The sequence below is a fragment of the Treponema primitia ZAS-1 genome (assembly GCF_000297095.1).
GTDB lineage: Bacteria > Spirochaetota > Spirochaetia > Treponematales > Breznakiellaceae > Termitinema > Termitinema primitia_A.
On record NZ_AEEA01000071.1, the window covers coordinates 23,219 to 37,519 of the forward strand.

At 52.2% G+C, this 14,301-nt stretch carries 11 protein-coding genes and 1 riboswitch; all 11 genes read left to right on the forward strand.

Features of this window, described 5'->3' with window-relative positions:
- Positions 1–126: 126 nt before the first annotated feature.
- Positions 127–1,524, forward strand: coding sequence for a hypothetical protein (locus tag TPRIMZ1_RS0112905; protein ID WP_010260460.1), 1,398 nt, complete (start codon positions 127–129; stop codon positions 1,522–1,524).
- Positions 1,525–1,533: 9 nt separating this feature from the next.
- On the forward strand, positions 1,534–4,470 hold the full coding sequence (locus TPRIMZ1_RS0112910; RefSeq protein ID WP_010260462.1) for an ATP-binding protein: 2,937 nt from the start codon (positions 1,534–1,536) through the stop codon (positions 4,468–4,470).
- A 63-nt stretch (positions 4,471–4,533) separates the two neighbouring features.
- A riboswitch (guanidine-I (ykkC/yxkD leader) is annotated at positions 4,534–4,653 on the forward strand.
- A gap of 76 nt (positions 4,654–4,729) precedes the next feature.
- The gene (locus tag TPRIMZ1_RS0112915; protein ID WP_010260466.1) at positions 4,730–5,452 is read left to right on the forward strand and encodes an urea amidolyase associated protein UAAP1; all 723 of its coding nucleotides are present in this window, start codon (positions 4,730–4,732) and stop codon (positions 5,450–5,452) included.
- A 1-nt stretch (position 5,453) separates the two neighbouring features.
- The gene (locus TPRIMZ1_RS0112920) at positions 5,454–6,104 is read left to right on the forward strand and encodes an urea amidolyase associated protein UAAP2 (RefSeq protein WP_010260468.1); all 651 of its coding nucleotides are present in this window, start codon (positions 5,454–5,456) and stop codon (positions 6,102–6,104) included.
- A 25-nt stretch (positions 6,105–6,129) separates the two neighbouring features.
- Positions 6,130–9,735, forward strand: a complete 3,606-nt coding sequence (gene uca / locus TPRIMZ1_RS0112925) for an urea carboxylase (RefSeq protein ID WP_010260473.1) — start codon at positions 6,130–6,132, stop codon at positions 9,733–9,735.
- A gap of 99 nt (positions 9,736–9,834) precedes the next feature.
- Positions 9,835–10,161, forward strand: coding sequence for a P-II family nitrogen regulator (locus TPRIMZ1_RS0112930; RefSeq protein WP_010260476.1), 327 nt, complete (start codon positions 9,835–9,837; stop codon positions 10,159–10,161).
- A 12-nt stretch (positions 10,162–10,173) separates the two neighbouring features.
- Complete coding sequence (locus tag TPRIMZ1_RS0112935) at positions 10,174–10,533, forward strand: P-II family nitrogen regulator (protein ID WP_010260480.1); 360 nt, start codon at positions 10,174–10,176, stop codon at positions 10,531–10,533.
- Between the two features lie 73 nt (positions 10,534–10,606).
- Positions 10,607–11,677, forward strand: a complete 1,071-nt coding sequence (locus tag TPRIMZ1_RS0112940) for an ABC transporter substrate-binding protein (RefSeq protein WP_010260483.1) — start codon at positions 10,607–10,609, stop codon at positions 11,675–11,677.
- 15 nt (positions 11,678–11,692) lie between these two features.
- Positions 11,693–12,487, forward strand: a complete 795-nt coding sequence (locus tag TPRIMZ1_RS0112945; RefSeq protein WP_010260486.1) for an ABC transporter permease — start codon at positions 11,693–11,695, stop codon at positions 12,485–12,487.
- Positions 12,474–13,280, forward strand: a complete 807-nt coding sequence (locus tag TPRIMZ1_RS0112950; RefSeq protein ID WP_010260489.1) for an ABC transporter ATP-binding protein — start codon at positions 12,474–12,476, stop codon at positions 13,278–13,280. Before TPRIMZ1_RS0112945 ends, TPRIMZ1_RS0112950 begins: the two co-directional genes overlap by 14 nt.
- 65 nt (positions 13,281–13,345) lie before the next feature.
- Positions 13,346–14,301, forward strand: a 956-nt coding sequence (locus tag TPRIMZ1_RS19840; RefSeq protein ID WP_010260493.1) for a response regulator, incomplete at its 3' end; no start/stop codon positions are given.

Genomic DNA, 14,301 nt, shown 5'->3' on the forward strand with positions numbered 1-14,301 from the left:
ACGGGCCTCACGGGCGAGGAATCGCTCATTAATTAGTCCGTATGGCCCGTGTGGTCCGTGGTTATTCCTAATTTGGAATTGCTGTCTCTTTTATAGTGTGATATAAACTGTATGTGAGGTGTTGCCATGGTAAAACATAAAATTATTATTCTTCCGTTGGTGCTGGCAATATGCTTGGCTGCCTGCGGCGCTAAGACGGCGCCCGCTGCTGCTTCGGGAAACGCCGGGGTACAAAATTCTTCGGGAGGCGATTCTCCGGGTACCGCCCGGTATACCGATGACGGGAAGCGGATCATCACCATCGGTACCTGGTTTGATAAGTATTATATGAGTAAGCATCAGGATATACGGGATGATCCGGGCCTGTCGCAGCCGGTAACGGCCCAAATGCGGCTGGATATGATGCGGAAAATCGAGGCTAAGTATAATATCGTCCTTAATTGCATCAATTTAACCTTCGAAGGGGTACGGGAAAGTATCAATCTTTCCATTCCTTCGGGGAAACCGGATGTGGATATCTACGAGGTGGATCTCCAGTTTGGTATCCCCGCGGTTCTGAATAACTATGCCGTGGGTCTTAAAGCAATGGACCTGGAGGGGACCGATGTTTTTGGGTCCCAAAGGGTAATGAAGTACCTGCGCATGGCCAGTCAGGATGAAGTATACCTCTTTACTCCTTCCGGCGCCGGATCGATTAACGCATATCCCCTGGCTTTCAATTTAACCATGATCCGCGCTGCGGGGCTGGAAAATCCCCAGGACCTTTATGACCGGGGGGAATGGACCTGGGAAAAGTGGCGGACCTATCTTGCCGCCCTTACCCGGGATGCCGACGAGGACGGCAGCATTGATACCTACGGCTATAGCGGGTATTGGACCTACCTGCTTACCAACCTGCTGCTTTCCAACAATACCGGTATTGCGCCGGCTTACCAGGAAAAACTAAGCTCCCCCGCGACCCGGGAGGTACTGGACTTTATCAATACCATCTATAATATCGATAAAACTGCCCGGCCATGGGATCGATCCAACTGGGAAATCAATAACCGGCTCTATGCCGAAGGTTTATCCGGCTTTTGGGTCTGCGCCGATTGGCTTTTCAACGAACAGGGAGGGGCGGACCTTCCCTTTGAGATTGGGGTTGTCCCCTGGCCCCGGGGTCCCAGCGGCAGTTTTACGGAAAACCTTCATAGCCAGCCCCAGGGCAACTGGTATTTTATTCCCCGTGGTACCGAGAATCCCCGGCTGGTATACGATGTTCTTTTTGACTGGACCAATTGGTACGACTACGATTTAAACGTAGGCCAGGATACGGAGTGGTCCCGGAACATGTATATCACCGAACGGAACTATAATTACGCCGCCATGATGGCTTCGAAGCCCGGTTTTGACCTTTGGGAAAGTCTGGACACAGGTTTAACCCTGTTGCCCCTTATGGCGGGGGAACTTACCGTTTCAACCCTGGTTGAGGAAAACAAGGTACTTATTCAGAAAGCCCTGGATAATTACTTCAAAAGGAACTAGTTTTAAATAATGGGGTTGAAAAGGCAGAAAGTATTCGCCGGAATCGCAGGAGCAGTTCTTCTCATTGTATTTGCCTCATGCGGAAATAGGGTAAAATCCGGCCCCTCCGTTTTGGGCGAGTATGATTCGTATAAGGATATTCCCGGGGTTACCCGGGAGGAAATAAGCGCCATTGAAAGCGTACGCCGCAGTACCGCCATCCTCGTCTACGGTATGACCCTCAGTACCGAATGTTTCCGCGATGAAGACGGTAATACCCAGGGTTTTTCTGTCCTGGTTTGCAACTGGCTCACCGAGCTTTTTGGGACTAAGTTCCGGCCGGTAATATACGGCTGGGACGCCCTGCTCCGGGGGCTGGAAAACAATAGCATTGCTTTTACCGGAGAAATATCCTATTCCCTGGGGAATACCGGGGAATATTTTATGACCGATTCCATTGCGGAACGGAGAATTAAATTTGTCAGCATGGAAGGATCCGACCGGCTGGCTTTCTTGGCCCGTTCCCGGCCGCTTAAATACGGCTTCCTGAAGGGTACCACCACGGAAGCCCTGGTTTCCCCCTATGTCAAGCTGCCCTTTGAACCGGTGCCTGTTGCTAATTACAACGAAGCCTATCAAAAGTTGATCCTTAAAGAAATTGACGCCCTTTTTATGGACGAGACCGTGGAGGGGATCTTTGCCCTGTACGACAATCTTATCATTGAGGATTTTCTGCCCCTGAGTTACAACCAGGTTGCCTTGGCCACCCGGGATCCCCGGCTCCAGGCGTTTATTTCTGTGGTGCAGAAATACCTGCAAAGTACCGGCAGTTATCGTTTTGCCCAGATGTATGACGAAGGAGCTCAGGAGTACCTGCGTTATAATTTATTGAGCCGCCTTACCCACGATGAACGGACACTGCTGGACCGGCTGCAGGAAGCTACGGACGCATCGCGACCTACGGACGCATCGCGACCTACGGTCGCGGTATCCATCGAAGCGGATAATTATCCGGTAAGTTTTTATAACCCCAAGGAAAATGAATGGCAGGGCATCACCGTAGACTTGCTGCGGGAAATATCCGCTTTAACAGGCATTCAGTTTAACTATGCTAATTCTCCGGATTCAAAATTGGCCGATATCATAGCCATGCTTCACCAGGGACAGGCTTCCATGACCATGGAGCTCGTCAGATCTCCATCCAATGACCAGGAATTTTTATTTGCCGATACTCCCTACCAGATCGATTATTATGCCCTTATATCCAAAAACACCTATCAGGATGTAACCCTGAGCGACATCCCCTACAAGCGGGTGGGGATGGTTGCCGGAACCACTTCCGCAGGAATTTTCCATGAGTTATTTCCCCGTCACACCCATATGATAGATTACGCGGATCGGGAAACGGCCATTAATGCCCTGGCCCGGGGGGATATTGAGCTTCTGATGGCCACCCGGAACCTGCTGCTTAATATCACTAATTATTTGGAACGCACGGGGTATAAGGCAAACCTGGTGCTGCGCCGTCCTTACGAAGCCTACTTTGGTTTCGGCCCGGAAGAAAAGCTGCTCTGTTCCATCATAAGCAAGGCTCAAAGTTTGATCGATACCGAAAGGGTGGTGGACGACTGGACCCGCCGTGTCTTTGATTACAGCGGCGCCATGGCCAGATCGCAGAAACCCTATCTGATCGGCGCATCGGCGCTGTTGGCGATAATATTAGTGCTTCTCACCATAATGCTGCTGCGGAAAAGGCAGATGGCCGCTAATCTGGAACGTACCGTGGAGCAGCGTACCCATGAGCTTGAGGTCCAGACCCAGGCGGCTCAGGTTGCTTCCCGGGCCAAGGGGGAATTCCTGTCCCGGATGAGCCACGAGATCCGTACCCCCCTTAACGCCATCATCGGCATGACCGAAATTGCCCGGCGGGCCCAGGATATCGGCAAAAAGGATCGCTCCCTGGGTGAGATTGCCTCCGCTTCGGATCACCTTCTGGGTATTTTGAACGATGTGCTGGATATGTCAAAAATTGAGAGTGGTAAATTTGAAATTGTCCATAACCCCTTTGTACTGGCCGAGGCCATGAAAGAGGTGTCCAAGATAATTGTTCTGCGCTGCCAGGAAAAGGGGATAAATTTCGGCAACGATTTTGCCGGCATTACGGATATTTGTGTAATGGGGGATAAGCTCCGGCTTAAGCAGATCCTCATAAACCTTTTGGGGAATGCGGTTAAATTTACTCCCAACCTGGGGACCATCATCTTCAAGGTCCAGGGATTGGATCGGGATGAAAAACGGATAAAGCTCTATTTCCATGTATCCGATTCGGGGATAGGAATGAGTCCGGAGCAGATGAAAAATTTATTCACCGCCTTTGAACAGGCGGATAGTTCCATCTCGGTCCGTTTCGGCGGGACCGGTCTGGGGCTTGCGATCAGCCAAAATCTGGTAAAGCAGATGGGGGGCCTTATTACGGTGAAAAGCGTTCCCGGCGAAGGATCCGCCTTTTCCTTTACCCTGGATATGGACATCGCCGAAATGCCGCAGGAAGAGGCGCCCCAAAAAGATACCGGGGTAAGGGTTTTTCCGGGCAAGCGGATTCTATTAGCCGAGGATATCGAAATTAACCGGATGATCCTCCAGGAGCTTCTTGCGGATACCCGTATAAAAATTGACGAGGCCGTAGATGGGGCCGAAGCGGTACGGATCTTTGCCGCTTCTCCGGTCAACTACTATGATCTGATTTTCATGGATATACAGATGCCGAATCTGAACGGCCACGATGCTTCCCGCCAAATCCGCGCCTTGGATCGGGGGGATGCAAAAACGGTGCCCATTATCGCCATGACCGCCAATGCCTACCGGGAGGATATCGACCGCGCTCTGGCCGCCGGCATGAGCGGCCATCTGGCCAAACCTATTGATATTGATGAGGTTATGAAAGTATTGTCCCAGCGGCTCGGCTGACCATACCCTTTAAGGCGCTACAGGGGATTGACAAAAGTTTAGGGGGCAGTTACCATTTTGATAATATTTGCTGTCTAGGGTTCCGTTGCGGGGCGCGTATATCGTGAGTTTTCGCAGGTCTGGACCAAGAGATGGCGGTCGGTTATATAACCGGCTACACGGAGGGACAAAAACCCGGGAGAGGATATGCTTAGGCAGACCTCTCCCTTTTTTTTTGGTCCGGTGATTTGTACCAAACAGCAATTAAGGAGGAATCGATATGCAGAATATTTACCAGCAAATCTTGGGAAGGGGGGATAAGCTCTCTTTCCGGGTCTCAAAAAACAGGCTTATACGCTTTACGGCGCTGGAAAAAGGGGCCAGTCTTTCTATGCTCCTGTTTAACGCCCGGGATTATGCTGAACGGTATAATATGCCCGATACCTTAAAAGCCCAGCATACCGCCCACCTTACCCTGGGGGATCTACTCCTGAGCGATAATGGCCGGGTCCTGGCCAGTATAGTTCAGGACAGCGTGGGCTGGCATGATACCATTGGAGGCTACATCTCCCGGGAGCAGGTGGACGCCCGGTACGGCAAAACCACCTACCAGGAAAAGCGTAATGAATGGCTGCGGAGCGGGGAAGAGAATTTTCTCGTAGCCATGACCATGCATTCCATGACCCGGAGGCACCTGACCGCCAATGTCAACCTCTTTTCCAAAGTCTACTGCACCGAAGACGGGGCTATGCATTACGATGGGAACAACTGCAAAAAGGGGGATACCGTAAGCCTCCGCAGCGAGATGGACATCCTGATGATCCTTTCCAACACCCCCTCTCCCTTGGACGACAGCGGGGAGTACCCCAGCGTACCGGTTAAGATTGATATCTACGAGGCCCAGTCGGCAACTATTCTGGATCCCTGTTTTGTAAAGCGTCCCGAGAATCAGCGGGCTTTTGAAAATACCTGGGAATACAACAACCTGGAAGGAGGGTTCTGAAATGGGATTTTTTAAAAAAGTTGAAAGTTCCCGCAAAGAGGAAGATGCGTGTTTTGACAAGACCGTTTTGGCCGGCAACGGCTGGATTGGGGAAGTTAAAAAGGGACAGTTCCTGCGGCTTATAGATGTGGGGGGGAATCAGGCGGCGGATACCCTCTTCTACGATGCGGAGGATGTGCAGAATCACTACAGTGCCATCCGTACCATCGTTGCCCAAAAGAATATCTACCTTACCACCGGGACCGTCCTCCTGGCGGAAAACGGCAAGCCCCTTTTTAAGATCGTGGCCGATACCTGCGGCAACCACGACACCCTGGGCGGCGCCTGTTCGGCCCAGAGTAACACCGTCCGCTACGGTCACGAAACCCTGCAGATGCACAACTGCCGGGACACCTTTTTGCTGGAAATTGCGAAATACGGCCATGGCCTTGAGAAAGCCGATCTGGTTCCCAATATCAACTTTTATATGAATGTGCCGGTTACCCCCGATGGGGGCCTGGAGTTTGCCGATGGAGTTTCCGCCCCGGGGTATTACTTTGAATTGGAGGCAATGAACAACGCAGTCTTTCTGCTGAGTTGCTGCCCCCAGCTGAATAACCCCTGTAACGCCTACAACCCTACCCCCCTGCGGGTCCTGATCTGGGATAAGTAAGAAAGGTAGGGGAAGGAAATGGCCCATGTTTAAAAAAGTATTGATCGCCAACCGGGGAGTTATTGCGGTACGGATAGAACGGACCCTCAGAAAGATGGGGATTGTCTCCGTGGCGGTATACACCAGGGCGGATTGCGACAGCCTCCATGTGCAGAACGCCGATGAAGCGGTCTGTATCGGCGAAGGACCCGTCAGGGAAAGTTATCTTGATGCGGAACTGATCCTGCGGACAGCAAAAGAAACCGGCGCGGAGGCCATACATCCGGGCTACGGTTTTTTAAGCGAAAATGCAGAGTTTGCCGAGGCCTGTGAAAAAAACGGTATTGTTTTTATCGGCCCCGGGGCGGCCCAAATGCGGATGTTCAGCTTGAAACATTCCGCCCGGGAACTGGCGGCAAAGGTTAATGCCCCGCTGCCGGAAGGAAGCGGCCTCATAGGCAGCGCTGCCGAAGCTCAGACGGCGGCTGAAAAAATCGGTTACCCGGTGATGCTGAAGAGTACTGCCGGCGGCGGCGGCATAGGGATGAAGATCTGTAACGATTCTGTAGCTCTGGCGGAGAATTTTGAACAGACCTCCTATCTGGCACAGGCCAACTTTAAAAATGGCGGCCTCTTTGTGGAAAAATACATACGTCAGGCACGTCATGTGGAGGTGCAGATCTTTGGCAGCAAGGACAAGGTAGTTGTCCTGGGGGATCGGGATTGTTCGGTACAGCGGAGAAACCAAAAGGTGATGGAAGAAAGCCCTGCACCGAATATACCGAAAAAAGTCCGGCAGCAAATGTACGATGCGGCGAGAAATCTTGCCCGGGCGGCGGGATACACAAGCGCCGGTACCGTGGAATTCCTCTACGATGCAGAAAAAGAACAGTTTTACTTTCTGGAAGTGAATACCCGGCTGCAGGTCGAACACGGGGTTACCGAAGAAGTAACCGGTATAGACCTGGTGGAATGGATGGTGCGTGAAGCCGCCGGTGAACTGGGTTCTATTGACGATGCAGAGCCCGTAGGCCACAGCATACAAGCCCGGATCTACGCCGAGGATGCCCTCCTTGATTTTCGTCCCTCCTCGGGGAAGATCACCCGGGTGGTTTTGCCGACGGAAGGGGTCCGCCTGGAAACATGGATCTGCGACAACATCACCGTGTCACCCCTCTACGATCCTATGCTGGCAAAACTCATCGTTAAAGGACAAACCAGGGCGGAGGCCCTGGCCAAATTGGAACAGGCCCTCTTCGGGACAAAAGTTTACGGTATCACCACGAACATCAATTTTCTTTTGGCTTTTATTCAGCAGGATGATTATAAGAAAGTCAAATTAAGTACCGCCATGTTAAAAAATTTTCTCCCCGCTGAAAATGCCCTGGAGGTAATTGATGGCGGCATTCAGACCACGGTGCAGGACTATCCCGGTATAATCGGCTACTGGACTGTGGGGGTTCCGCCTTGCGGGCCCATGGACAGTTTTTCTTTCCGTTTGGGGAATATCCTTCTGGGGAACAGCAGCGGCGCCTGCGGCCTGGAGTTGACCCTCCGGGGGGGCGCTTACAAATTCAGAAGTGATGCATGGTTCTGTGTAACCGGAGCGGATATGTCCGCTGCCCTGGATAAGGTGGGTATAGAAATGTACAAGCCCATCCAGGCCGGGCGGGGACAGATTTTGGAATTCGCCGAAGCCAAGGAGGGGATACGCGCCTATTTATTGATAAAAGGCGGCCTTGATGTACCTGAAATTCTGGGCAGCGGTTCTACCTTTACCCTGGGCAAATTTGGCGGCCACGGCGGACGGGCCCTGTGCAGCGCCGATGTGGTTGCCATAAAAAACAGTAATACGGCGATTCCGAACAATTCCTTAAACGTAAGGCCGCCCCTGTTTACCGGTGAATGGAAAATCGGTGTGATAGCCGGCCCCCATTGTACCGATGAGTTTTTAAAGGACGGGTATTTAAATTCCCTGACCCAAACAAAATGGAAGGTTCATTTTAACAGTTCCCGGACCGGTGTACGCCTGATAGGCCCAACCCCGGAATGGGCCCGGAACGACGGCGGCGAAGCGGGGCTGCATCCGTCGAATATCCACGACACCGCCTACGCCATAGGGACCCTGGACCTTACCGGGGATATGCCCATACTGCTGGGACCCGACGGCCCCAGCCTGGGGGGGTTTGTCTGCTCGGTAACTACTGCCACAGCGGAACTGTGGAAACTCGGTCAGCTTCACCCCGGGGATCGAGTGTCCTTCCAGCTGCTCACCCTAGAACAGGCGGGAGAATTAAAACTGCGGCAGGAGAAATTTCTGGAAGAACTGAACGCTTCCGCTGATACCGCTGGGAATATCGCTGTGGCTCTGGCCCTGCCGGAAGAAAAGGCAGCCATCACCAACACCTATCCGGTGCTGGTCAGGGAAGACCGGGGTACCGGTTCTGCCCTCACGGTGAGATGCGCAGGGGACAGTTACCTTCTGGTGGAATACGGTGAAATGGCATTGGACATGGCCCTCCGTTTCAAGGTCCATGCCCTGATGGAAACCCTTGTGAAGCAGGACCTGCCTATCATCGAAATGACCCCGGGAATCCGGAGTCTGCTCATCCATATTGATGTGACACAGATGCCTCTCAAAAAAGCGTTGGAAAAAATTGTTGAGATTGAACATTCCATTCCGGCGATAGAAAATATCGAAGTACCCTCCCGGATAGTAAAACTGCCCCTGTCCTGGAACGACCCGGCGATCCAGATCGCCATGGAGCGGTACCACAAAAATGTCCGCCCCAATGCACCCTGGTGCCCCAGCAACCTGGAGTTTATCCGCAGGATTAACGGCCTGGAAAGCATCGAGGCGGTACGGGAGATAATTTTTGCCGCCACCTATATCGTGCTTGGCCTGGGCGATGTGTATCTGGGAGCGCCGGTGACCACCACCCTGGACCCTCGGCACCGGCTGGTAACCACCAAGTACAACCCCGCCCGTACCTGGACCCCGGAAAACGCCGTGGGTATTGGGGGAGCCTATATGTGCGTTTATGGAATGGAAGGCCCCGGGGGCTACCAGCTTTTCGGCAGGACCATACAGATGTGGAATCCACTGAAGAGCACCAAAACCTTCAAACCGGGTAAGCCCTGGGCGTTGGAGTTTTTTGATCAGATACAATTCTACCCCGTGTCAGCAGAAGAACTATTACAATTACGGGAAGATTTTTTACGAGGACGTTTCGAAATGGAAACGGAAGCGACAACCTTCAATATGGGAACGTATCTTTCCTGGCTGGACTCGATTAAGGAAAGCGCCGGGGAATTCAAACGGCATCAGCAAGCCGCCTTTGATGTGGAAAAACAGGACTGGAAAAACAAGGGCTTGGACAAATTTATCTCCGAATCGGAGACCGAAGAAAAGGCCGAAGAGGAAGCCATCCCCAAGGACATGACCGCGGTCTATGCGGCTATCACCGGGGTGGTATGGAAGATTGCAGTTACAATCGGACAAGCCGTCAAGGCCGGAGATCCCATTGTTATCGAAGAAAGTATGAAGATGGAAATTACCCAGCCCTCGCCAAGGGATGGGGTAATCGAAAAAATCTGCATAGCCCTGGGGACCCAGGTTAATGCGGGACAGCTTTTGGCCATCATTAAATGAGGAATAACGATGCTGCCTAAAACCCGTGCCGTCCAATGGCGGTGGAAACAATACCCGGAAACAAAAAAATAATTTTCATATAAAAAGGAGTGATAAATTATGAAAATGATACGTGCCATTATCCGTCCGGAAAAAGCTGCCGATGTGCTGGCCGAACTCAGCAGGTCGGGGTTTAACGCGGCCACCCGGTTCAGTATCCTGGGCCGGGGCAAACAGCGGGGCATCAAGGTAGGAGAAGTCTACTATGATGAAATCCCCAAGGAACAGATCATGATCGTTGTAGAAGACGACCATGTGGACAAGGTACAGGAAATCATCATCGAAGCCGCCCGAACCGGTAAGAAAGGTTCCTTCGGGGACGGGAAAATTTTCATCACCCCGGTAGATTCGGTGATGACCATCAGTACCAGCAGCAATGAGCTGTAGGAAGGGGCGGTGATGAAGGAAATTATCATAATTATACGGCCCCACATGGCCTACAAAACCAAGAACGCCCTGGCGGAAAAGGGTTACTTTACCCTGAACAATTTTACCGTGGTGGGCCGGGGGAAGAAGGGGGTTGTCGCGAATGTGGTGGACAACGCTTCCCATGAAGAAAAGGAGACGCGCCTCCCGGACTTTAACGCCAAGGTGCTGATCAACATTTTTGCCATGGATGCGGATGTACCCGGAATTACGGATATTGTGGTTCAGGTTAACAAAACCGGGAACCCCGGGGATGGAAAAATATTTGTCCTCCCCTGTGAAGCCGCCTGCCGGATCAGGACAGGCGAAAAAAACGAAAGCGCGATTTTATAAGGGAGTAATGTGTTACTTTGTAACACTTCTAATTGACGTGGCGGCAATGCCGCATTTTAAAAGGAGTATCAAAATGAAGAAGGTGTTTCGTGTTCTATTGGCGGTATCCGCGATACTGCTCTGCTTAAACGTAGCAGGGTGCAGTAAAAATGCGGGTAAGGATTCAGCTCAGGCGGGGAGTACTTCTAAGAAGATCAAGCTTGGGGTCAGTGCCTTTCCCGGCTGGTTTGTGTATTACATCGCCGAAGGGGAAAAGCTCTTTACCAAAAACGGCGTCGAGGTAGAACTGGTTTGGTTCCCGGTCTACTCCGATTCCATCCAGGCCTTTAACAGCGGCAACCTTGATATGCTCTGTATCGCCCTTCCGGATGCGGTGGCGCCCTATCTAAAGGGTACCGAATTCAAGGCCGTTGCGATTAATGACTTTTCCAACGGCGCCGACGGGCTGGCTGCCAAGAGCCAGTACAAAACCATCCAGGATCTGCGGGGTAAGAAGGTCGCCACCGAATACGGCACCATCGAACATTTCTTTCTCCTCAAGGCGCTGGAAACCGTGGGGATGAAGGAATCGGATATCAACCTTATCAACATCAGTGTGGGGGACTGCGCTCCGGCGTTGATCGCCAATGCGGTGGATGCTGCCTGTATGTGGGAGCCGGCTTTGAGCATAGCCCTGTCCAGTCCGGAGAATACGCTGCTCTACAGTTCTGCCCAAACCCCGGGACTCATACAGGACCTGACGATTGCAACGGACAAGCTCATTAGGGAAAACCCGGAGATTGTAACCGGGGTAATCAACGCCTTCCTGGACGCGGGTGACTTTTACAAGATAAACCCGGATCAATGTATCGAATATATGCGGATTCCCGCTGAGGTGGATGCTGAACAGATGAAGGGAGTTATGAGTGGAGGAAAAATCTACGGCCTTAAGGATATGCTCTCCGGTCTGGATGGACAGCAGGAGGGCTTCCTCTATGCCGTCGATACGGCCTACGAAAACGCCCTATTTTTAAAGGAAGTGGATCTGTTGGACGATGTTCCCCAGGACCGGAATTATTTTAGGACCATGTTCGACTGGTCCTTCCTGGAGGCGATTGCCAAAACCAGGACTCCCACATCGGGACCTGACACAAGTTTGAAATAAAGGTAAGATTGGGGAATGCTGAATTTATTTAAAATCCGGGAAGATATTAGCAGGAGAATCTACATCACCGTTGCGCTGTTGGCCTTTGCCATCCTTTTTGGGGCATGGACTTTTTTCAGTGTTACCGGGCTGGTTAAGGCAACCATACTGCCTAGCCCCATGGCGGTGTTGACCTATTTCATCCGCTCCATACGGGACGGTTCCCTGTGGAGCAATATGAGTATCAGTATCTTCAGGATACTGATGGGCTTTTTCCTGGCTGTGGTCGTGGGGGTGCCCCTGGGCATCTTGTGCGGCGCTTTCCGGATCTTTGAAAGTTTTATCCAGTCTATCTGTGAGTTTATCCGCTATATGCCGGTGCCGGCCTTTATCCCCCTGATCATGGTGTGGGTCGGCATTGGCGAAGAGGCGAAGATTACGGTGATCTTTATCGGGACCCTGTTCCAGATCATCCCCATGGCGGCCGATAATGTCCGGGCTATCCCTGAAGACCTGATCAACGCCGCCTATACCCTGGGGACAGGCAGGGGCAATGTAATTATGAAGGTCATTGTCCCTGCCATCATGCCCAAGCTTTTTGAAACCATGAGGATGATGATAGGATGGGCCTGGACATACCTGATCGTGGCGGAACTGGTGGCGGCAAACTCCGGTCTGGGCTATGCCATCCTTAAAGCCCAGCGGGTTTTAAAAACCGAAGCGATCTTTACCGGTATTTTGGTCATCGGGATACTGGGGATCGCCACGGATCGCCTCTTTGCCCTGATGACAAAAAAAAGCTTCCCCTGGGTGGATTATGGATCAAAATGATAACCGGGACGATTATACCCTAAGTGGACGGGTGGCTAGCTCCAAGATCTATGCCCGGGGTATTGAAAAAAAATATGAGTCCAAGCATAAGGTTACCTTGGCCTTAAGCGGTATCGACATCGAAATTTTAACCAACGAATTTGTCAGCATCGTAGGCCCATCAGGGTGCGGAAAATCCACCCTGCTCAGAATTCTTGGAGGCCTGATCGAAAAAACCGGCGGCAAGATTGTTCTGAATGACCGGGAAATGGAAGGTCCCGGCGCGGACCGGGGTATGGTGTTCCAGGGCTATACCCTTTTCCCCTGGCTTACGGTGGAGAAGAACATTGAGTTCGGCCTTAAAATAAAAAAAATGCCCGTGGCGGAGCGGAAAAAAATTGTGGACAAGTACCTGGAGGAAGTGGGGTTGACCAATTTCCGCCGCAGCTACCCTAAGGAACTTTCCGGCGGTATGAAGCAGCGGGTCGCCATCGCCCGGGCTTTAGCCAACAGTCCCGAGGTACTTCTCATGGATGAACCCTTCGGCGCCCTGGACCAGCAGACTAAATCGTCCATGCAGCTTTTGATGCGGCAGATCTGGCAGATAGAACGGGCCACGGTTATCTTTGTTACCCACGATATTGAAGAGGCGGTCTTCCTTTCCCAGCGTATCTATGTAATGGAGTCCAACCCCGGCCGTATTAAGGCGGAGATCCCCATTTATCTGCCCTACGAACGGACCCTGGATCTTAAGGATGACCCGGAATTCATAAAGATCCGTAAGGAAATCAGCTCCCTGATACAGCACGAATAAGTGCCAGGAAAAATAGTAACGCGAGATCTTGTAACAGACGGGGCGGATTTGTAAAATAATAGGTCATGGGTGATTCTTTGTATTCCTTTGTGATTGTTGATGATGAGCCCGAGATACGGGAAGGTATACGGGATACCATACCCTGGGAGGAGCTGGGTTTTTCCTTTGCCGGGGCCTGCGCAAATGGTTTTGAGGCCCTGGAACTGGCGGAACGTATCCAAATCGATGCGGTGATGACCGATATCAACATGCCCTTCCTGGACGGCCTTGCATTCACGCACCGTTTGGCGGCCCTGTCCCCGGCGACTAAGGTGCTTATCATCTCCGGGTACGATGATTTTGAATACGCACGGAAAGCGGTACAGCTTCAGGTCTATGAGTATATCGTTAAGCCCGTAACCCCTAAAGAACTCAGGGCGGTTTTGGAAAAATTAAAGGCCACCCTGGATCAGGAACGGGCGGAACGGCTTAATCTGGAACAAATCAAAAAACAGCTATCGGAGAGTATGCCCCTTATGCGGGAACGGTTCCTGGTCCGGCTTGCGGAGGGGAAACAACGGCCTGCGGATATACCGGAACGGATCGCCGCCCTTGGCTTGGACCTGCCTGTCCGGGGAGCCGCCTATCAATGTTTGATCCTGGATTTTGTCTGCCCCCGGGAGGGGGAGCATTTTGCCATCGATCTCCTGACCCAGCGGCATGTGGTGGAACAATTCCTTGAGGCCGGTGAAACCGGGATTCTGTTTCAGGATCGGGAAGACCGGCCTACCCTCCTCATCTGGAATAGCGATAGGGCCTACCTGTACCGGGAAGGCCTGAAAATTGCAGAAACCCTTTGCCGCAGTCTCCAGTCCCTGGGGCTCAAGGATACCATCCTGGGGGTGGGTGAGCCGGTGGAGGATCCGGAGGATCTCCCGGTTTCCTACAATTCCGCAGCGGACGCCCTAACCGCAGCCGCCCTCCGGGGAATGAGCGGGGTTTCCGTCTACCGGGAGCTGGTGGGGAAAACCGGATTTTCCAA

Coding starts and splice junctions, on each gene's coding strand:
- TPRIMZ1_RS0112905 (WP_010260460.1), top strand. CDS start 127: ATGGTAAAACATAAAATTATTATTCTTCCGTTGGTGCTGGCAATATGC.
- TPRIMZ1_RS0112910 (WP_010260462.1), top strand. CDS start 1,534: ATGGGGTTGAAAAGGCAGAAAGTATTCGCCGGAATCGCAGGAGCAGTT.
- TPRIMZ1_RS0112915 (WP_010260466.1), top strand. CDS start 4,730: ATGCAGAATATTTACCAGCAAATCTTGGGAAGGGGGGATAAGCTCTCT.
- TPRIMZ1_RS0112920 (WP_010260468.1), top strand. CDS start 5,454: ATGGGATTTTTTAAAAAAGTTGAAAGTTCCCGCAAAGAGGAAGATGCG.
- uca (WP_010260473.1), top strand. CDS start 6,130: ATGTTTAAAAAAGTATTGATCGCCAACCGGGGAGTTATTGCGGTACGG.
- TPRIMZ1_RS0112930 (WP_010260476.1), top strand. CDS start 9,835: ATGAAAATGATACGTGCCATTATCCGTCCGGAAAAAGCTGCCGATGTG.
- TPRIMZ1_RS0112935 (WP_010260480.1), top strand. CDS start 10,174: ATGAAGGAAATTATCATAATTATACGGCCCCACATGGCCTACAAAACC.
- TPRIMZ1_RS0112940 (WP_010260483.1), top strand. CDS start 10,607: ATGAAGAAGGTGTTTCGTGTTCTATTGGCGGTATCCGCGATACTGCTC.
- TPRIMZ1_RS0112945 (WP_010260486.1), top strand. CDS start 11,693: ATGCTGAATTTATTTAAAATCCGGGAAGATATTAGCAGGAGAATCTAC.
- TPRIMZ1_RS0112950 (WP_010260489.1), top strand. CDS start 12,474: ATGGATCAAAATGATAACCGGGACGATTATACCCTAAGTGGACGGGTG.